16 protein-coding genes are annotated in these 18,137 nt (G+C 67.0%); 12 read left to right on the plus strand and 4 right to left on the minus strand.

Going from position 1 to position 18,137, the window contains the following annotated elements; genetic code table 11:
- Positions 1 to 12 precede the first annotated feature (12 nt).
- Entirely contained in the window at positions 13 to 1,065 is a 1,053-nt protein-coding gene (locus tag KVT32_RS14920; RefSeq protein WP_062841539.1) for a serine hydrolase, read from the plus strand.
- A gap of 147 nt (positions 1,066 to 1,212) precedes the next feature.
- Positions 1,213 to 2,223, plus strand: coding sequence for an aldo/keto reductase (locus tag KVT32_RS14925; RefSeq protein ID WP_152384282.1), 1,011 nt, complete (start codon positions 1,213 to 1,215; stop codon positions 2,221 to 2,223).
- 71 nt (positions 2,224 to 2,294) lie between these two features.
- Here KVT32_RS14925 and KVT32_RS14930 read toward each other — a convergent pair whose 3' ends face one another.
- Positions 2,295 to 2,864, minus strand: a complete 570-nt coding sequence (locus KVT32_RS14930) for a TetR/AcrR family transcriptional regulator (RefSeq protein WP_056317107.1) — start codon at positions 2,862 to 2,864, stop codon at positions 2,295 to 2,297.
- A 210-nt stretch (positions 2,865 to 3,074) separates the two neighbouring features.
- Between KVT32_RS14930 and KVT32_RS14935 the strand changes: the two genes are divergently transcribed.
- From KVT32_RS14935 to KVT32_RS14945, 3 genes are read left to right on the plus strand one after another with little or no spacing between them, the layout of a single operon-like run.
- Positions 3,075 to 4,253, plus strand: a complete 1,179-nt coding sequence (locus KVT32_RS14935) for an efflux RND transporter periplasmic adaptor subunit (protein WP_217618434.1) — start codon at positions 3,075 to 3,077, stop codon at positions 4,251 to 4,253.
- 39 nt (positions 4,254 to 4,292) lie between these two features.
- Positions 4,293 to 7,442 carry an efflux RND transporter permease subunit gene (locus KVT32_RS14940; RefSeq protein WP_217618435.1) on the plus strand — a complete coding sequence of 1,050 codons (3,150 nt, stop codon included), beginning with the start codon at positions 4,293 to 4,295 and terminating at the stop codon, positions 7,440 to 7,442.
- 4 nt (positions 7,443 to 7,446) lie between these two features.
- Positions 7,447 to 8,883, plus strand: coding sequence for an efflux transporter outer membrane subunit (locus tag KVT32_RS14945; RefSeq protein WP_305863781.1), 1,437 nt, complete (start codon positions 7,447 to 7,449; stop codon positions 8,881 to 8,883).
- Between the two features lie 75 nt (positions 8,884 to 8,958).
- On the opposite strand, the gene KVT32_RS14950 is transcribed toward KVT32_RS14945, so the two are convergent.
- On the minus strand, positions 8,959 to 10,299 hold the full coding sequence (locus tag KVT32_RS14950) for an MFS transporter (RefSeq protein ID WP_217618436.1): 1,341 nt from the start codon (positions 10,297 to 10,299) through the stop codon (positions 8,959 to 8,961).
- A gap of 73 nt (positions 10,300 to 10,372) precedes the next feature.
- On the minus strand, positions 10,373 to 12,034 hold the full coding sequence (locus KVT32_RS14955) for a GMC family oxidoreductase (protein WP_217618437.1): 1,662 nt from the start codon (positions 12,032 to 12,034) through the stop codon (positions 10,373 to 10,375).
- A 136-nt stretch (positions 12,035 to 12,170) separates the two neighbouring features.
- On the opposite strand from KVT32_RS14955, the gene KVT32_RS14960 reads away from it, so the two are divergent.
- Positions 12,171 to 13,025: an IclR family transcriptional regulator gene (locus KVT32_RS14960; RefSeq protein WP_056317121.1), complete on the plus strand. Its 855-nt coding sequence runs from the start codon at positions 12,171 to 12,173 to the stop codon at positions 13,023 to 13,025.
- Between the two features lie 30 nt (positions 13,026 to 13,055).
- Here the strand turns inward: KVT32_RS14960 and KVT32_RS14965 are convergent, their stop codons facing one another.
- The gene (locus tag KVT32_RS14965; RefSeq protein WP_152384287.1) at positions 13,056 to 13,484 is read right to left on the minus strand and encodes a VOC family protein; all 429 of its coding nucleotides are present in this window, start codon (positions 13,482 to 13,484) and stop codon (positions 13,056 to 13,058) included.
- Between the two features lie 102 nt (positions 13,485 to 13,586).
- Here KVT32_RS14965 and KVT32_RS14970 point away from each other — a divergent pair, with 102 nt between their 5' ends.
- The 6 genes from KVT32_RS14970 (at position 13,587) to KVT32_RS14995 (ending at position 18,040) form a co-directional block, all read left to right on the plus strand.
- Positions 13,587 to 13,931, plus strand: coding sequence for a GFA family protein (locus tag KVT32_RS14970; protein ID WP_056317126.1), 345 nt, complete (start codon positions 13,587 to 13,589; stop codon positions 13,929 to 13,931).
- An 86-nt stretch (positions 13,932 to 14,017) separates the two neighbouring features.
- Positions 14,018 to 14,425, plus strand: coding sequence for a carboxymuconolactone decarboxylase family protein (locus KVT32_RS14975; RefSeq protein WP_056317127.1), 408 nt, complete (start codon positions 14,018 to 14,020; stop codon positions 14,423 to 14,425).
- Positions 14,426 to 14,438: 13 nt separating this feature from the next.
- Positions 14,439 to 15,050 (plus strand): LON peptidase substrate-binding domain-containing protein, encoded by a 612-nt coding sequence (locus KVT32_RS14980; RefSeq protein WP_056317130.1) that lies wholly within the window; start codon positions 14,439 to 14,441, stop codon positions 15,048 to 15,050.
- Between the two features lie 27 nt (positions 15,051 to 15,077).
- Complete coding sequence (locus tag KVT32_RS14985) at positions 15,078 to 16,004, plus strand: hypothetical protein (RefSeq protein WP_152384290.1); 927 nt, start codon at positions 15,078 to 15,080, stop codon at positions 16,002 to 16,004.
- 156 nt (positions 16,005 to 16,160) lie between these two features.
- Positions 16,161 to 16,841, plus strand: coding sequence for an RraA family protein (locus KVT32_RS14990; RefSeq protein ID WP_152384291.1), 681 nt, complete (start codon positions 16,161 to 16,163; stop codon positions 16,839 to 16,841).
- Complete coding sequence (locus KVT32_RS14995) at positions 16,838 to 18,040, plus strand: aminotransferase class I/II-fold pyridoxal phosphate-dependent enzyme (protein ID WP_056317138.1); 1,203 nt, start codon at positions 16,838 to 16,840, stop codon at positions 18,038 to 18,040. The genes KVT32_RS14990 and KVT32_RS14995 overlap by 4 nt, the downstream gene beginning before the upstream one ends.
- The last annotated feature ends 97 nt before the right edge of the window (positions 18,041 to 18,137 follow it).

An 18,137-nucleotide genomic window follows, 5' to 3' on the forward strand; every position in this document is an offset into this window, starting at 1 on the left:
ACGAGGAAACCGATGAATACGCTCATGCAGCAGGCGATCCAGTTCGCCAACGATCACGAATCGACCTGGGATCGCAGCGTCAAAGGCAATTTTGGCGTGCACCTGAACGACCCGCCGCCGTGGAACCGTCTGCTGGGTCCCATCCACGATCGCGGGCCGGTTTCCGGCGTGGTAGTGGTGGACGGCAAGACAGTGGCCTCGTGGGGCGAGCCTGACCGGGCCGACCTGACGTTCAGCGTCGCCAAGCTGTACCTGGCCATTTTGGCGGGCGTTGCGCATGACCGCGGCCTGCTGCCGGATGTGGACGAGCCCGTGGGCAAGCGCGTGCCGGGCATCGGCTTTGACGAAGGCCGCAACGCATCCATCACGTGGCGCCATCTTTTGCAGCAGACCAGCGAATGGGAAGGCGAACGCTTTGGCGTGTCGGATCAGGCGGACCGCTATCGCGCCGTCACCTTTGGCGTGCCGCCGGATGGCAAGAAGGGCGATGCGCGTCCGTTGCAGGAACCCGGCACGTATTGGGAATACAACGACGTCCGCATCAATCAGCTGTCTTATGCGCTGCTGCATCTGTTCCGCAAACCACTGCCGGAAGTCTTCCGCGAGGCCGTCACGCGGCCCATCGGCTGCAGCGAGAACTGGCAGTGGGTCGGCTACGACAACGCCTGGGTCGAGATCGACGGCCAGCGCATGCCGTCGGTGCCCGGCGGTTCCCACTGGGGCGGCGGCATGTCCATCAGCGCCAACGACCAGGCGCTGATCGGCCAGATGCTGTTGAACGACGGCCAGGCGAACGGCCGCCAGATCCTGTCGCGCGAATGGTTGCAGGCCATGCGAACCCCCTGCGACATCGCGCCGTACTACGGCTATTTGATCTGGCTGAACCACGAAGGCAAGGTCTTTCCCAGCGTGCCGTCCTCCAGCTTCTTCGGGGTAGGGGCGGGCAGCTCGTTCACGTGGGTGGAGCCAGAGCGCAAGATGGTCGTGATCGTGCGCTGGCTGAATTCGGCCCATGCCGACGCGCTGTTCGGCAAGATCCTGGCGGCGGTGGATGCGGGCGACTGACACCTGCGCAACGAGGCCGGCGCCTGACACCCTCATCCCAGCCGGGGTTTTGCGGCATGTCAGGTTTTTTCGGGCAAGATATCGCGTTCAGCCGCGCGTTGCCGCGTGGCCACGCCGCATCTTTTCATCCGATCAAGGAACCACGCCATGAACTACCGCCGACTGGGAACCAGCAATCTCCGGGTATCGCCGCTCTGCCTGGGCACCATGATGTTCGGAGAGCAGACGCCCGATGACGAGGCCGCGCGCATCGTTGCGTCGGCGCGCGATCATGGCGTCAATTTCATCGACACCGCAGACGTCTACAACGAGGGCCGGTCGGAAGAAGTGGTGGGCAAGCTGCTCAAGGGGCAACGCCACGACTGGGTGCTGGCCAGCAAGATCGGCAATCCGGTCGGCAAGGGACCGAACCTGGCGCATTACTCGCGCCAGTGGCTGATCCGCGGAGTGGAGCAGAGCCTGTCGCGCATGGATACGGATTTCATGGACATCCTGTACCTGCACCGCGACTACCACGAAGAAAACCTGGAAGAGGCGTTGTGGGCGCTGGGCGACCTGATCCGCGCGGGCAAGCTGCGCAGCTTCGGCCTGTCGAATTTCCGCGGATGGCGCATTGCCGAGGTGATGCGCCTGTGCGAAAAGCTGGGTGTGCCGCAACCGGTGGTGTGTCAGCCGTACTACAACATGCTGAACCGCGGCCCAGAGGTCGAGATCCTGCCGGCGTGCAAGCATTACGGCCTGGGCGTCGTGCCGTACAGCCCGATCGCGCGCGGCGTGCTGACGGGCAAGTACCTGCCGGGCCAGGCGCCGGCGCCGGATACGCGCGCCGGACGTGGCGACCGCCGCATCCTGGCCACGGAATTCCGCGAAGAATCCCTGCAGATCGCGCAGAAGCTTGTGCAGCATAGCGCCGCGCGCGGGGTTCAGCCGGGCCACTTCGCGACCGCTTGGGTGCTGGCCAATCCTGTCATCACCGCCGTCATCGCCGGTCCGCGCACGCTGGCGCAAATGGACGATTACTACGCGGCGCTGGACGTGACGATCACGCCTGAAGACGAAACGGTCGTGAACGAGTGGGTGGTGCCCGGTCACGCCTCCGCGCATGGCTACAACGATCCGAACTATCCGTTCTACGGCCGTCCGGTGGCGGCGGCCTGAGCGGGCGCGGAAGGCGGGCTAGTGCCCGCTGCACCCGTGTGCGCACGGGTGCTTCGATCCGGACCCGCCGTTCAGCGGCCAGGGGCCGGCTCGGCCGAGATGCCGTGCAGCATCATCTGCTCGGCCACCTGCGCGATGCCCATGCGGGCAATCCGGCCGCGGCGCTCGGCATCCACCATGCTGGTGATGATCGCGATCAATAGTTCGCTCAGCGCGGCGGCGGTCATGTCCACGCGGAAGGCGCCTTCGCGCTGTCCCCGCAGAAAGAAGGCGTCCAGCGTTTCCTGGTAGCCCGACCAGCTGTTCATGATGTCGGGCTCAAGCTCGGTGTCGGGCTTCCAGTTGTAGATCAGGAACGCCGTCAGTTCCTTGTGCGCCAGGTGTTGTTCGATCAGGTTGCGCAGCGCCGCGCGGGGCGGGGCGGTGTCCAGGTGCGAGTCCGCCAGCGCCTGCTTCATGACCTGCGCGCAATGCGTCATCAGGCGCAGCACCAGCTGGTCTCGCGTCTTACAGAACCGGTACAAGGTCGCCTTGCTGACGCCCACCGCCTTGGCCAGTTCCTGCAGCGTGGCGCGCGGCTGGTCCACCATCGCAAGCGCCAATGCGACAAGCAGCCGCTCGTGGCCTGCCTCTTCAGACATTGCCTCCTCCCCATTTTGGATATCCCTGGGCCGGTATTGGATCATGGCCGATTCACTTTGTACAAACTTTGGCGAATTTTTCAAGTAAAGACTTGTTGGTCCGCAAAATAAAGCCGAAAAGCGACAAATGAATCAAGATTGATTCAAATCGGTCGTTAAGGTAGCATCGGCATCTCTTTGAATTCAAGACGCACGGCTCGGGGGTAGTGAATGAAGTGGAATAAAGCATGGCAGTTGCCCCTGGCGGTGTTGTCGACGGCAATCCTCTTGGCCGGTTGCGGCGGCTCTGACGGCGGTGAGCCCCAGGCGGCTGGGCCGCGTCCCGTGCAGGCGCTGGCCGTTGAGCCGCAGCGCTACACGTTGACGAGCGAACTGCCCGGACGCGTCGAGCCCATGCGCGTGGCCGAAGTCCGCGCCCGCGTGGCCGGCATCGTGCTGAGCCGCGATTTCGTCGAAGGCGCCGACGTCAAGGCGGGCGACGTGCTGTTCCGCATCGACCCCGCGCCGTTCAAGGCCGCCTTGTCGCGCGCACAGGGCGAGCTGGCCAAGGCCCAGGCCGCCGTGGCCGATGCCCAGGCCGTCGTCAAGCGCTACACGCCGCTGGTCAAGATCGAAGCCGTCAGCCAGCAGGATTTCGACACGGCCAACACCACGCTCAAGAGCGCGCTGGCCGCCCGCCGGTCGGCCCAGGCCGATGTCGAGACCGCGCAGCTGAACCTGGACTACGCCACGGTCAAGGCGCCCATCTCGGGCCGCATCGGGCGTGCGCAGGTGACCGAAGGCGCGCTCGTGGGCCAGAACGAAGCCACCGTGATGGCGACGATCCAGCAGCTCGATCCGGTCTATGTGGACTTCAATCAGCCGGTCGCCGACATGCTGCGCATGCGCGCGGCCATGCAGGATGGCAGCCTGGGCGAAGGCGAGGGCGCGCGCATCTCCATCACGATCGATGGCACCGACAAGCAGCGCGAAGGGCGCCTCTTGTTCTCGGACATCGCCGTGGACCGCAGCACCGGCCAGGTGGCCCTGCGTGGCGAATTCTCCAATCCGGACGTGCTGCTGTTGCCCGGCATGTACGTGCGGGTGCGCACGCATCAGGGCGTGGATCCGGATGCGATCCTGGTCCCGCAGCGCGCCGTCACCCGCAGCACCGATGGCAAGCCGCAGGTGCTGGTGGTGGGGGCGGATGACGTTGTCGAGACCCGCGCCGTGCAGACCGGCACCATGCGCGGCGGCGATTGGCACATCACCGAGGGCCTGGCCGCTGGCGACCGGGTGATCGTGGGCGGCGTCAGCGCCGCCGTGCCCGGCCAGAAAGTCAGCGTGACGCCCGTGAACGAGCCCAAGGTGGCCGCCGCCGGCGATGCCGCCGCTGCCGCCAAGCAATAAGCGGCCCCCATGCATCGCGCGCAAATCCGAGGTTAGACCATGTCCAAGTTTTTCATTGGCCGCCCCAATTTCGCCTGGGTGGTGGCCATCTTCATCTCGCTCGCGGGGCTGCTGGCGATTCCGTCGCTGCCGGTGTCGCAGTTTCCGGTGGTCGCGCCGCCGCAGGTGACCATTGCCGCCACCTATCCGGGCGCCTCTGCCACCGTGCTGGTCGATTCGGTGACCAGCGTCATCGAGGAAGAGCTGAACGGCGCGAAGAACATGCTGTACTACGAGTCGTCCAGCAGTTCCAGCGGCAGCGCGGAAATCACCGTCACGTTCCAGCCGGGCACCGATCCCGACCTGGCGCAGGTCGACGTGCAGAACCGGATCAAGAAGGCCGAAGCGCGCCTGCCCACGGCCGTGACGCAGCAAGGTCTGCAGGTTGAGCAGGCCAGTTCGAACTTCCTGATGATCTACGCCCTGACCTACAAGGGCGACGATGCGCACAAGGATGTGGTCGGGCTGTCCGACTATGCCGCGCGCCACATCAACAACGAGATCCGCCGCGTCAACGGCGTGGGCAAGGTGCAGTTCTTCGGCGCCGAAGCCGCGATGCGTGTCTGGATCGATCCGCAGAAGCTGCTGGGTCTTGGCCTGTCCGTGGCGGACGTCAACGCGGCCATTGCCGCGCAGAACGTGCAGGTGCCGGCCGGCAGCTTCGGCAGCCGTCCCGGCGCGCCCGAGCAGGAGCTGACCGCGACGCTGGCCGTCAAGGGCACGCTGGACAACCCCGAGGAATTCGGGCGCATCGTCCTGCGCGCCAATCCGGATGGCTCGTCCGTGCGCCTGGCCGACGTGGCGCGCCTGGAAGTCGGCCGCCAGAGCTATGACTTCGAAACGCGCCTGAACGGCAAGAAGGCGGTCGGCGCGGCGGTGCAGCTTGCGCCGGGCGCCAACGCCATCGACACCGTCAAGGCCGTGAATGCCCGCCTGAAGGAACTGTCGGCTTCGTTCCCCGAAGACATTGCGTACTCGGTGCCGTTCGACACCTCCAAGTTCGTCAGCGTGGCCATCACAAAGGTGGTGCACACGCTGCTGGAAGCCATGGTGCTGGTCTTCCTGGTGATGTACCTGTTCCTGCAGAACTTCCGCTACACGCTGATTCCGACCATCGTCGTGCCGGTGTGCCTGCTGGGCACGTTCGCGGTGATGTCGGTGCTGGGCTTCTCGGTGAACATGATGACCATGTTCGGCATGGTGCTGGCCATCGGCATCCTGGTCGACGACGCTATCGTGGTGGTTGAAAACGTCGAGCGCATCATGGCCGAGGAAGGCCTATCGCCGCGCGAAGCCACGGTCAAGGCGATGGAACAGGTGTCCGGCGCCATCGTCGGCATCACGCTGGTGCTGTCGGCGGTGTTTTTGCCGCTGGCGTTCATGAGCGGTTCGGTGGGCGTCATCTACCAGCAGTTTTCGCTGTCGCTGGCGGTGTCGATCCTGTTCTCGGGCTTTTTGGCGCTGACCTTCACGCCGGCCCTGTGCGCCACGTTCCTCAAGCCCATTCCGAAGGGCCACCACGACGAAAAGAAGGGCTTCTTCGGCGGGTTCAACCGCGCATTCAACCGCCTGACGGGCCGCTTCGAGGCGCTCAATTCCCGCCTGGTGCGCCGCACCGGCCGCTACATGGTGATTTACTTGGCCATCGTGGCCGTGCTGGCCGTGCTGTACATGCGCGTGCCGGAATCCTTCGTGCCGCCGGAAGACCAGGGCTACGTCATCGTCGACGTGCAACTGCCGCCGGGCGCGACGCACGTGCGCACCGACAAGGTGGTGGCCGACGTCGAGCAGCACCTGCTGTCGCTGGACGCCATGGGCGATGCCTTCACCGTCATGGGTTTCAGCTTCTCGGGCACGGGTCAGAACGCGGGCATCGCGTTTCCGACGCTCAAGGACTGGTCCGAGCGGGGCAAGGGCCAATCGGCCGCCGACGTGGCCGACAGCGTGAACGCGCGTTTCGCGGTGATCGACGACGGCGCGGTTATGGCCGTCAACCCGCCGCCCATCGACGGATTGGGCAATTCGGGCGGCTTCGCGCTGCGGCTGCAGGACCGCGGCGGCGTGGGCCGCGCGGCGCTGACCGAAGCGCGAGACCAGCTGCTGGCGCAGGCCAACAGTTCGCCCGTGATCGCCTACGCCATGATGGAAGGCCTGGCCGACGCGCCGCAGCTGCGGCTGGACATCGACCGCGAAAAGGCCGAGGCGCTGGGCGTGGGTTTTGACGTAATCAGCACGGCGATTTCGTCGGCGTATGGGTCGGCCACCGTCAACGACTTTGCCAACGCCGGCCGCCTGCAGCGCGTGGTGGTGCAGGCCGACGTGCGCGACCGCATGACGCCCGAGAGCATCCTGAAGCTGAACGTGCCGAACAAGACCGGCGGCATGGTGCCGCTCAGCGCGTTCGTGAAGACGGACTGGGAGAACGGCCCCGTGCAGATCTCCCGCTACAACGGCTATCCGGCGTTCAAGATTGCGGGCGACGCCATGCCCGGCAGCAGCACAGGCCAGGCCATGGCCGAGATCGAGCGCATCGTGGCCGGCTTGCCGGAGGGCATTGGTTACGAATGGACCGGCCTGTCGTACCAGGAGAAGTTCGCGGGGTCGCAGGCGCCGATGCTGTTCGCGCTGGCCTTCCTGGTGGTGTTCCTGCTGATGGTCGCCCTGTATGAAAGCTGGTCGATTCCGGCATCCGTGATGCTGATCGTGCCGATTGGCGCGCTGGGGTCGGTGCTGGCGGTGACGGTGCTGGGCATGCCGAACGACGTGTACTTCAAGGTCGGTCTCATCACCATCATCGGCCTGGCGGCCAAGAACGCCATCCTGATCGTGGAGTTTGCCAAGAGCCTGCGCGAACAGGGCCACAGCCTAGCCGACGCCGCCATCCAGGCCGCCAAGCTGCGCTTCCGTCCCATCGTGATGACGTCGCTGGCCTTCATCCTGGGCGTGGTGCCGCTGGCGTTGGCCTCCGGCGCGGGCGCGGCCAGCCAGCGCGCGCTGGGCGTGGGTGTGATCGGCGGCATGCTGACCGCCACGCTGCTGGGCGTGATCTTCGTTCCCATCTTCTTCGTGTGGGTGCTGTCGCTGGTGCAGCGCAAGCGGGGCAAGGCCGCGCCCGCTGCCAACGCCGCGCCGCGCACCGTGCAGGAGTAACGCCATGATGCAGACCTTGTTTCCCTTGCGGCTGTCCGCCTTGCTGCTGACGGCGGCGCTGGCGGGTTGCTCGCTCGCGCCTGTCTATGAACGTCCGGCGTCTCCCGTGGGCGACCACTGGAGCCTGGCGGCGTCCGGCCCCGGCGAGTCGGCGGCGGCGACGCTGGACTGGCAGTCCTTCATCACCGACGACGCCTTGCGCAAGCTGGTGGAACTGGCGCTGGCCAACAACCGCGACCTGCGCCAGACGCTGCTCGACATCGAGGCGGCCCGGGCGCAGTACCAGATCACCCGCGCGGACCGGCTGCCCGGCATCGACGCGCAGGGCACGGGCACGCGCCAGCGTGTGCCGGCAGACCTGAGCAGCACGGGCGCCTCGTCGGTCCAAAGCAGCTATCAGGCCGGCCTGGGCCTGACCGCCTTCGAACTGGATCTGTTCGGCCGTGTGCGCAGCCTGTCGGATGCCGCCTTGCAGGAGTATCTGGCGACCGAGGCCACCGCGCGCAGCGCGCAGATCAGCCTGGTGGCCGAGGTGATCCAGGCGTATGTGGCGCGCGATAGCGCGCAGCGGCGCCTGGATGTGACGCGCCAGACGTTGGCCAGCCGCGAGGCGTCGCTGGCGCTGACCGCCAAGCGCCGGCAGGCGGGCGCGGCCACCGCGCTTGACTATCAGGAAGCGCTGGGCCTGACCGAGCAGTCACGCGCCGAGCTCGAGCGCACGGATCGCGAGGTCCGCCAGGCCGGCAACGCGCTCGGTCTGCTGGTGGGCATCAGCGACCTGTCGCCGTATCTGCCGGCGCGCACGGCCGATGCCCCGATGCTGGTGCAGGAGATCGCGGCGGGCGCGCCATCCGCGCTGCTGGAAAACCGGCCGGACATCCTGGCCGCCGAACATGCGCTGCAGGCGCGCAACGCCAGCATCGGCGCGGCGCGGGCCGCGTTCTTTCCCAGCATTTCGCTGACCGGCCTGTTCGGCAGTTCCAGCGCGGACCTGTCGGGCCTGTTCGAAGCCGGCCAGCGCGCCTGGTCGTTCACCCCGCAGATCACGCTGCCGATCTTTGCCGGCGGGCGCAACGTGGCCAACCTGGATCTGGCCACCGTGCGCAAGGACATTGCCGTGGCCCAGTACGAACGCACGATCCAGACGGCGTTCCGCGAGGTGTCTGACGCGTTGGTGGCCACCGAGACGCTGCGGCGTGAAGAGGCGTCCCGGCTTGCGCTGGCGCAGTCCAGCCAGGTGGCCCTGCAGCTGTCCGAGGCGCGTTACCGCGGCGGCGTGGACAGCCATCTGCGCTATCTGGATGCGCAGCGCAGCGCCTACACCGACCAGATCGCCTACATCGACGTCAGCGCGCAGCGCCAGGCGGCGCTGGCGACCTTGTTCAAGGCGCTGGGCGGCGGGTGGCCGGCCCAGCAGCCGCCGCGGGCGGCACTGGACTGAGCGGCGAAAGGGGGGCGCCGGACGGACCCCCGGTTGTGACCCGTGCGGATCCGCTGCGCACGGGCCGCCCGCCGCCTACGCCTTGCGCAGCCCAGCCCGCGGCACGGACGGCTGGCTTGCGTCGTCCACTTCCACCGGCTGCCTGCCGCGCCCGATCAGCCACGCGCAGAAGGCCGACACGACCCCCGCAAACATCACATACAGGCAGATCAGCCACGGCTGCCCGCCGCCCGTCTTGAGCAGTGCGGTGGCGATGATCGGCGTGATGCCGGACGCGAAGATGCCCGAGAACTGGTAGACGAATGAGATGCCGGTGTAACGCACCTTGGCATCGAAAAGTTCGCAGAACAGCGCGGCCTCCGGACCGTACACGGCGGCGTACAGGATCCCGAACGGAATGATGATGGCCAGCCAGATCAGCATCACGTTGCCGCCGCTGTTGATCATCATCCAGAAGCCGGGGAAGGTCGCTGCGGCGGTGATGAGCGAACCCCAGAAGTACACGCGGGTACGGCCGATGCGGTCGGACAGCCGGCCGAAGAAGGGGATGAAGAAGCACATCACCAGCGCCGCCGCCATCACCCCGATCAGCGCCTCGGTCCGGGTGATCTGCACCGATTGCGTCAGGAACGAGATCGAGAACACCCCGAAGACGTTGAAGAACACACCGTCGATATAGCGCGCGCCCATCCCCTTGACGACGTTGCCCGGATAGCGGCGCATCATGTCCATGAACGGGATGCGGCTTTCGGCGTTCTGCGCCTTGACCGCCGTGAACTCCGGCGTCTCCTTGATGTTGAGCCGGATGTACATGCCCACGGCCACCATCGCGGCGGACGCCAGGAAGGCGACGCGCCAGCCCCACGCCATGAACTGCTCGTCGGTCAGCAGCACGGACAGCAGCGCCACCGTGCCCGAGGCCAGGCACAGCCCGATCGCCAGCCCGATCTGCGGCAGCGACGCGTAGAAGCCTTTCTTGTCGGGCGGGGCATATTCATAGGCCATGAGCACCGCGCCGCCCCATTCGCCGCCCAGCCCGATGCCCTGGAACACACGCAAGAGCAGCAGCAGGATGGGCGCCCAGATGCCGATCATCTCGTACGTGGGCACCAGGCCGATCAGGAAGGTGGCGATGCCCATGATCATCAGCGTCATCACCAGCATGCTTTTTCGGCCGATGCGGTCGCCGAAGTGGCCGAAGATCAGTCCGCCCAGCGGCCGGGTCACGAAGCCGACGGCGAACGTCGTGTAGGCGAGCATGGTCGAGACCAGCGGATCGCCGGTGGGAAAGTACAGCTTGTTGAATACGATGCCGGCGACGACGCCATACAGGAAAAAGTCGTACCACTCGATGGTGGCGCCGATCAGCGAGGCGGTGACGACTTTGCGCACCGCCGCTTCGTTTTGCTTGGCCATGTCCAGTCTCCTTTGGTGGGTCGGCCGGACAATCTGCGCTGCCGCGGCCGGGTCTGTCTGCGATATGCGTTTCCTAACCGGGGTCCGTCATCTCCATCCGCGCGGGCGTGCGCACGGTCTGCGCGCGCGCCTGCCGCACGTCCTGCAGCATGAAATCCGCCGCGCGCTCGGCCAGCATCACGACCGGCGCGTTGGTGTTGCCCGAGACCAGCGTGGGCATGATCGAGCAATCCACCACGCGCAGCGCCGACACGCCGTGCACGCGCAGGCGCTCGTCGACCACCGCCATGGGGTCGCTGCGCGGGCCCATCTTCGCGGTGCCCGAAGGGTGGAAGATGGTGGCGCCGTACTCGCGGCAGAAGTGCAGGATCTCGTCGTCCGTCTGCACGTCCGGGCCGGGGCGGAATTCGCGTTTCATCAGGCCGGCCAGCGGCTCGGTCACGGCGACCCGGCGCGCGTACCGGACGGCGGCCACGGCCATGCGGCGGTCCAGCTCCGTCGACAGGTAATTCGGCAGCATGGACGGCGCCTCGAACGGGTCCGTGCTGCGCAGCTGTACGCGGCCGCGCGAGCTGGGCCGCAGCTGGCACACCGAATAGGTGCAACCCGAGAAGGGATGCACCTTGCCGCCCGCCATGTCGGCCGACAGCGTGGCGAAATGGAATTGGGTGTCGGGCGTGCGGCTGGCCGGGTCAACCCGGCAGAACAGGCCCCCCTGGTTGATGCCCACGGCCAGCGGACCGCTGCGCAGCAGCAGCCATTGCAGCCCCATGCGCAGGCGGCCGTGCAGCGTGCGCAACTGGTCGTTGGTGGTGATCGGGCGCGTGGTCTCGTAGATCAGGCGGATCTGCAGATGGTCCTGCAGGTTTTCGCCCACGCCGGGCAGGTCGCGCACGATGCCGATGCCGAACTCGCGCAGCAGGCTGGCCGGGCCGATGCCGGACAGCTGAAGCAGTTGCGGCGATTGCAGGGCGCCTGCGCAAAGCACCACCTCGCGCCGGGCGCGCAGCGTTCGGACCTGGCCATCGCGGCGGTAGCGCACGCCGCAGGCGCGGCTGCCTTCGAACAGCACGGCCATCGCGTGCGCATCGGTTTCGATGCGCAGGTTGGGGCGGTCCTGCGCGGGCCGCAGGTAGGCCACGGCCGTGGAGCAGCGCCGCCCGTTGCGGGTGGTGAGCTGGTAATAGCCCACGCCTTCCTGGTCGCCCGAATTGAAGTCACGGACGCGCGGCATGCCCAGCTTGCCGGCGGCGTCGATCAGCGCTTCCACCAGCGGATGCGGCGTCTTGATGGAGGTGGCGTTCAGCGGGCCCTCGGTGCCGCGGGTAGGGCCTGGGCCCAGATCGTTGTTTTCCAGCTTGCGGAACCAGGGCAGGCAGTCGTCCCAGCCCCAGCCCGGGTTGCCGGCTTCGGCCCAGGCGTCGTAGTCGTCGCGCTGGCCGCGGATGTAGATCAGGCCATTGATGGAACTGGAGCCGCCCAGCGTGCGGCCGCGCGGCCAGTAGATGCGCCGGTCCAGCATGTTGGGATCCGGGTCGGTGTAGTAGCCCCAGTTCACCACCTTGTGGAACATCGTCTTGCCGTAGCCGATGGGAATATGGATCCAGGGATAGGTGTCCTTCGGACCGGCCTCCAGCAGGCAGACCGAATGCGCGCCGTCCGCGCTCAACCGGTTGGCCATCACGCATCCGGCCGAGCCGGCGCCCACCACGATGTAATCGACGGTATCGGACATTTCCGCGCGGTCTCCCTTATATTTGTTCGGCATGACCGGCCGGTGCAGACTCCGCAATGCGGACCAGGCCGGCATCTGAGGCGATTCTAGGAAGCGCGCGCACAGAACAAAGCACAACACGCGCTGGGGCGGAGAAATGGAACAGAACATGCGGCTTCGGTTTCAAAATCGCAGTGCAGCATCGCAGGAGCCGGCAGATGGCCGGTCCGACGACGCGGGCGGACAGCAGGAGGCCGCCCGTTCGTTGCGGGCGTTGCTGGTGCTGGATCATCTGGCGCGGGCGCAGCATCCGCCCACGCTGGCGCAGCTTGCGCAGCGGCTCGACATGCCCAAGACCACGTTGATGCGCCTCTTGGCGGCCATGCAGCGCGCCGGCTTCGTGGCCGCTACGCCCACCGAAAACGGATTCGTCCCGGGGCCGCAGGCCACCTCGCTGGCGCTCGCCACGCTGCGCGCCTGCGCCTTCACCCGCGCGTGCCGCGCCGTGCTGACCCAACTGGTGGGCACGCTGGGCGAAACCTGCAACCTGACGGCGCCCGATGGCGACCGCGTCGTCTACATGGAGCGCGTCGAGACCAATGAGCCGTTGCGGCTCTTTTTTGCGGTGGGCAGCCACGTGCCCATGCACTGCACGGCAAGCGGCAAGCTGTTCCTGGCCTCGATGAACCGCCTGGAGCGCAGCCGCGTGCTGGCCCGCCTGCCGCTCACGCGCAACACGCCGCGCACGCTGACCGACCCGGCGCGGCTTGAGGCCGAGCTGGAGCGGCTGGCCGTGCGCGGCATCGGCATCGACAACGAGGAATTCGTGCGCGGCATGAGCGCGGTGGCGGTCCCGGTGCGCGACGGCGAAGACCGCGTGGTCGCGGCGGTGGCTTGCCATGCGCCCACGGCGCGTGTGATGCTGGACGATCTGCTGCGCGCCGTGCCGGTGCTGCAGCGCGCGGCGCAGTCGCTGCACGAGGTGCTGGCGGCGCACCGGCCGGGCGGTTGAACCCGGCGACGGGCACAGCCGTCCGGGCCATCAGGGGGTCATGCGGCCCCCGCTCACCATCCAGCGCGTGCCATACCGGTCGACCAGCGCGCCGTAGGCTTCTGCCCAGAACGTCTTTTGAAGCGGCATCGTGACGCTGCCGCCTTCGGCCAGAAGGTCGAACACCCGGTGCGCGTCCGACACGGTGGGATACACCAGTGCCAGCGCCACCCCCCGGTTGCCGGGGTAGGGGTGTCCGGCGGTGGCGTCGCTGCCCAGCAAGGTTTGCTCATCCAGCGTAAGGCGGGCGTACATGACGCGCCCGGCGTCCTCCTCGGACAGGATGGGCATGACGGCATCGGCGGGCGCATCGGCATAACGGACCAGCGCGTCAAGGCGGCCTCCCAGCACGCGTTCGTAAAAGCGCATGGCTTCGGCGCAATTGCCGTCGAAACTGAGGTAGGCGGATAACTGGGGCATGATGGCTCCGGGCGGGGTGAAGTGCGGCGGGTCCGCATGGGCAAGGCGGGCGGCACAGGCCTATGATGGGAGTCTGATCCGATAACGGCCGGGAGACAATCCATGCAACAAGGAAGCTGCCACTGCGGACAGATCGCCTATGAAGTCGATGGCGATGTGTCCCAGGTGCTGGAATGCAATTGCTCGCACTGCAGCCGCAAGGGCTATCTGCTGTGGTTCGTGCCGCGCGCCGCGCTGCGCATCACGTCCTCGACGCAGACGCTGTCCACGTACACCTTCAACAAGCACGTGATTTCGCACCATTTCTGCGCCAATTGCGGCTGCGCGCCGTTCGGTTTCGGCGTGGGCGCCGAAGGCAAGGAGACCGCGGCCGTCAACGTGCGCTGCCTGGAAAATGTGGACTTGAATGCGCTGACCCGCATTCCCTACGATGGCCGCAATACCTGATTGGCGGCCCCGGCCCCCGACGGATCGGAACAGGGCCGCCGCGAAAGGGCGGCGGCGTCACGATTTTTTCACGATGGAGCGGTGCAATGAGCACGGTAAGGCTGCTGAGCGATGACGAGATCCGTAGAAGTCCCGAGGCCTGGGCGGTGTTGGAAGACATCCGCGCCACGCGCAAATCGGACTTCGTCAACAATTTCTGGCGGGCGCTGGCCAACGATCCGCCGCGGATGCGCAGCGTCTGGGAGCAGCTCAAGACGGTAATGATGGCCGAAGGCGAGCTCTCGCCGCTGGTGCGCGAGCTGATCTACATCGCGGTGTCCACGGCCAATGGGTGCGCGTATTGCGTTCATTCCCACACGGCCTCGGCCCGCGCCAAGGGCATGACCGACGGCCAGCATGCGGAACTGCTGGCGGTGATCGCGATGGCGTCGCAGACCAACGCGCTGGCGACGGCGCTGCAGGTGCCGGTGGACGAAGCGTTCCACGTGACATGAACAGGAGGCGGCCATGTCGCTGATTCCCTTGTTTCCATTGTCCAACGCGCTGTTTCCCGACGGCGTGGTGCAACTGCGCATCTTCGAGGTGCGCTACCTGGACATGATCCGCCGCAGCATCGCCGAGAACACCGAATTCGGCATCGTGGGCCTGCTGGCCGGTAGCGAGGTCCGTTCCCCGGAAGGCGAGGAGACGCTGTCGCCGGTCGGCACGATGGCCCGGGTTGAACGCTGGGAGGCGCCCATGCCGGCCTTGCTGGAAATCCGGTGCCGCGGCGCCGGGCGCTTTCGGCTGCGGTCCAGCGAGGTGGCAAAATACGGCCTTTGGATGGGCGAGGCCGAGCCCATCCCCGACGATCCGCCCACGCCCGTGCCGGCAACCATGCAGGCCAGCGCCGATGCGCTGGGCCGGCTGGTGGCGCAGTGGCAGCGGGACGGCGTGCCCGCCGAACGCATGCCGCTTGCGCCGCCGTTCCGGCTGGACGACTGCGGCTGGGTGGCGAACCGCTGGTGCGAACTCTTGCCGCTGCCGCCGGACGACAAGGCGACCCTGCTGGCGCTGACCGATCCGGTCTCGCGGCTGGCGGCGATTCAGGACGTGCTGCGCGGACAGGGACTGGCGTAGCGCGCGGCCCGACTTTATTTGGACACCATGGAAATCAGAGTAGACGAAGGCCTGCGCGCCTATATAGACCCGCTGACCGAGGACGAACACGCCGCGCTGGAGCGCAGCCTGCTGGCCGAAGGGTGCCGCGACGCCCTTGTGCTGTGGGGCGATCTGCTGGTCGACGGCCACAACCGCTACGCCATCTGCGTCAAGCACGACATTCCCTTCAAGACCATCCAGCATCCGCACTTCAAGTCCATCGAGGACGTGCATCTGTGGATGATCGAGAACCACCTGGGCCGGCGCAGCGTGTCGGACTTTCAGCGGGGGGTGCTGGCGCTGCGCAAGAAGGAGATCCTGCTGGCGCGCACCGGGCCGGAGGCCGGGGCGGCGACTGGCGAGGGGGCGACAGAAGGCGCAGCTTCGGAAGGCGCGCCGTCCGACGGATCGCCGTCCGACGACTCCCCACCTTGGGACGAGGACGCGCCCGGGGCCGGCGCCGCGCCGATGCGCGGCCACGCCAATCCCGACTGGAAGCCGGCCGTGCCCAGCCGGCAGGCGCTGGCGCGCGCCGCCCGCATCAGCAGCAACACCCTGGGCCAGATCGAAAAGATCCAGAAGTCCGCGGCGCCGGAATTGGTGCGCGCGGTCAAGGAAGGCGCCATCTCCATCAACGCCGCGGCGGCCGTGGCGTCGCTGCCGGCGGAACGGCAGGCTGCCGCGGTTGCCGGCGGCCGCAAGGAATTGCAGCAGGCCGCCCGGGAAGTGCGCCAGGCCAAGGCCCCGCCACCCCGCGAGGCGCCGCCCGAGGAGCCCATCGAGAACATCGCCGACATGCCGGCCGAGATCGCTCGCCTGCGCCAGTTGCTGGCCAAGCTGACGGACGAGCGTGACCAGCTCAAGAAGAAGGTCATGCACCTGACGGTGGCGTTGTCCGAGGCGCGCAGCGCGTCGGGCGCCGGCGATGACTGAGCGCGGATGCAGGAATAAGGGATAACCCTTAAACCGCTTAATCCACGAAAAATATTCGTGGATCGCTGGGAATTTATATCGTTTTGAGGAAAGGCTTGCGCGGCTTTGTAATGCAGGTTCGCTTCAACGCTCCTTGCATTCACACTGACTTTCCTTATGAATCCCATCGGATATCGCATTCTTTCCCGTACCGCGCCGGCCGTCGCCGCCGACGTGCTGGCCGGCTTTGCCACCATCGGCTCGGCCCAGATCAGCGACTGCATGAATCGTCTGTACGGCGTGTCGGGCCTGCGTCCGCTGCATAATGGCGCACGCCGCACGGTCGGCGTGGCGCTGACCGTCAAGACCCGTCCGGGCGACAACCTGATGATCCACAAGGCGATTTCGCTGGGCGGGGCGGGCGACGTGATCGTCGTGGACGGCGCGGGCGACACCAGCAACGCGCTGGTGGGCGAACTGATGATGATGGACGCGCAGTCGCGCGGGATCGAAGGATTCGTGATCGACGGCGCCGTGCGCGACGCGGACGTGTTCGCGCAGAGCGAATTCGGTTGCTTTGCCCGCGACGTGTCGCACAAGGGGCCGTACAAGGACGGTCCGGGCGAGATCAACGTGCCCGTGTCGGTGGGCGGCCAGGTGGTCAACCCCGGCGACGTGGTCGTGGGCGACGCCGATGGCGTGGTGGTGATTCCGGCCGAACACGCCAGCGCCGTGCTGGCGCTGGCGCTCAAGAAGGAAGACGACGAAGCCGTGGCCAAGGAAAAGCTGCGCGCCGGCACGTACACCAAGCCGTGGCTGGAAAAGACCCTGGCCGAAAAGATGGGAGCGGCCAAATGAGCATCGTCGCCGACCGCATCAAGCGCATCAAGCTGTCGCCCAGCGTCGCCGCGCGCGCCATCATCGCCGAACTGCGCGAACAGGGCCGCCGCATCATCGACCTGACCATCGGCGAACCCGATTTCTCGACGCCCGAGCACATCCGGCAGGCCGCGACGGCCGCCATGAACCGCGGCGAAACCAAGTATCCGCCGGCGCAGGGCACGCTCGCCCTGCGCAAGGCCGCGGCCGCGCACCTGCTGGAAGCGACCGGCGTGACGTACCCGGCTTCGCGCGTCATTGTCAGCACCGGCGCCAAGCAGGTGATCTTCAACGGCCTGGCCGCCACGCTGAACGATGGCGACGAAGTGCTGATTCCCGCGCCGTTCTGGGTGTCCTATCCGGACATGGTCCTGGTCAACGGCGGCGTGCCGGTGACGGTGGAAACGTCGCCCGCCAGCGACTACAAGGTCACGCCCGACGCCCTGGAACGCGCCATCACGCCGCGCACCAAGTGGCTGATGATGAACGCGCCCAGCAACCCGACCGGATCGGTCTACACCGCGGAAGAACTGCGCGGCCTGACCGAGGTCCTTGCGCGTCATCCGCACGTCTGGCTGATGACCGACGACATCTACGCGCGCCTGAACTTCACCGGCGAGCCCACCGTGCATCCGCTGCAGGTGGCGCCGGAACTGGCCGAACGCACCCTCGTGGTCAACGGCGTGTCCAAGGCCTACGCCATGACGGGCTGGCGCATCGGCTACGGCGCCGGTCCCGATGAGCTCATCAAGGCAATGGCGATCCTGCAATCGCAAAGCACGTCGGGCGCCTCGTCGGTCAGCCAGGCGGCCGCGCTGCAAGCGTTGACGGGCCCGCAGGACTGCGTCGTGGAGTTTGCCAAGGTGTTTCGCGAACGCCGCGACCTGGCGATCGCCGAATTGTCGGGCACGCCGGGCCTGGACATCGTGGTGCCGCAGGGCGCGTTCTATGTCTTTCCGGACTGCTCGGGCCTCTTGGGCAAGAAGACGCCGGCCGGCGACGTGATCGCCAGCGATACCGACCTGACACATTACCTGCTGCGCGAAGCGGGCGTGGCGGTCATCGACGGTCACGCCTACGGCGCGCCGGGCACGTTCCGGCTGTCGTTCGCGGCCTCGCTGGACGATATCCGGCAGGGTTGCTCGGCGATCCGCGAGGCGTGCGCCAAGCTGGCCTGATGCCCGATACCCGCCGGACCTCGGCGGTCCGGCGTGATCGATTCAACGCCATCGACTCCACGCCATCGATTCAACGTCCTATTCAGTCTGTTCACCA

It is taken from the genome of Achromobacter sp. GbtcB20 (assembly GCF_019091095.1).
Classification (GTDB): Bacteria; Pseudomonadota; Gammaproteobacteria; order Burkholderiales; family Burkholderiaceae_B; genus Achromobacter; species Achromobacter mucicolens.

What these genes read in the sequence shown, in the direction of transcription:
- KVT32_RS14920 (WP_062841539.1), top strand. Translation starts at nt 13, where the DNA reads ATGAATACGCTCATGCAGCAGGCGATCCAGTTCGCCAACGATCACGAA.
- KVT32_RS14925 (WP_152384282.1), top strand. Translation starts at nt 1,213, where the DNA reads ATGAACTACCGCCGACTGGGAACCAGCAATCTCCGGGTATCGCCGCTC.
- KVT32_RS14930 (WP_056317107.1), bottom strand. Translation starts at nt 2,864, where the DNA reads ATGTCTGAAGAGGCAGGCCACGAGCGGCTGCTTGTCGCATTGGCGCTT.
- KVT32_RS14935 (WP_217618434.1), top strand. Translation starts at nt 3,075, where the DNA reads ATGAAGTGGAATAAAGCATGGCAGTTGCCCCTGGCGGTGTTGTCGACG.
- KVT32_RS14940 (WP_217618435.1), top strand. Translation starts at nt 4,293, where the DNA reads ATGTCCAAGTTTTTCATTGGCCGCCCCAATTTCGCCTGGGTGGTGGCC.
- KVT32_RS14945 (WP_305863781.1), top strand. Translation starts at nt 7,447, where the DNA reads ATGATGCAGACCTTGTTTCCCTTGCGGCTGTCCGCCTTGCTGCTGACG.
- KVT32_RS14950 (WP_217618436.1), bottom strand. Translation starts at nt 10,299, where the DNA reads ATGGCCAAGCAAAACGAAGCGGCGGTGCGCAAAGTCGTCACCGCCTCG.
- KVT32_RS14955 (WP_217618437.1), bottom strand. Translation starts at nt 12,034, where the DNA reads ATGTCCGATACCGTCGATTACATCGTGGTGGGCGCCGGCTCGGCCGGA.
- KVT32_RS14960 (WP_056317121.1), top strand. Translation starts at nt 12,171, where the DNA reads ATGGAACAGAACATGCGGCTTCGGTTTCAAAATCGCAGTGCAGCATCG.
- KVT32_RS14965 (WP_152384287.1), bottom strand. Translation starts at nt 13,484, where the DNA reads ATGCCCCAGTTATCCGCCTACCTCAGTTTCGACGGCAATTGCGCCGAA.
- KVT32_RS14970 (WP_056317126.1), top strand. Translation starts at nt 13,587, where the DNA reads ATGCAACAAGGAAGCTGCCACTGCGGACAGATCGCCTATGAAGTCGAT.
- KVT32_RS14975 (WP_056317127.1), top strand. Translation starts at nt 14,018, where the DNA reads ATGAGCACGGTAAGGCTGCTGAGCGATGACGAGATCCGTAGAAGTCCC.
- KVT32_RS14980 (WP_056317130.1), top strand. Translation starts at nt 14,439, where the DNA reads ATGTCGCTGATTCCCTTGTTTCCATTGTCCAACGCGCTGTTTCCCGAC.
- KVT32_RS14985 (WP_152384290.1), top strand. Translation starts at nt 15,078, where the DNA reads ATGGAAATCAGAGTAGACGAAGGCCTGCGCGCCTATATAGACCCGCTG.
- KVT32_RS14990 (WP_152384291.1), top strand. Translation starts at nt 16,161, where the DNA reads ATGAATCCCATCGGATATCGCATTCTTTCCCGTACCGCGCCGGCCGTC.
- KVT32_RS14995 (WP_056317138.1), top strand. Translation starts at nt 16,838, where the DNA reads ATGAGCATCGTCGCCGACCGCATCAAGCGCATCAAGCTGTCGCCCAGC.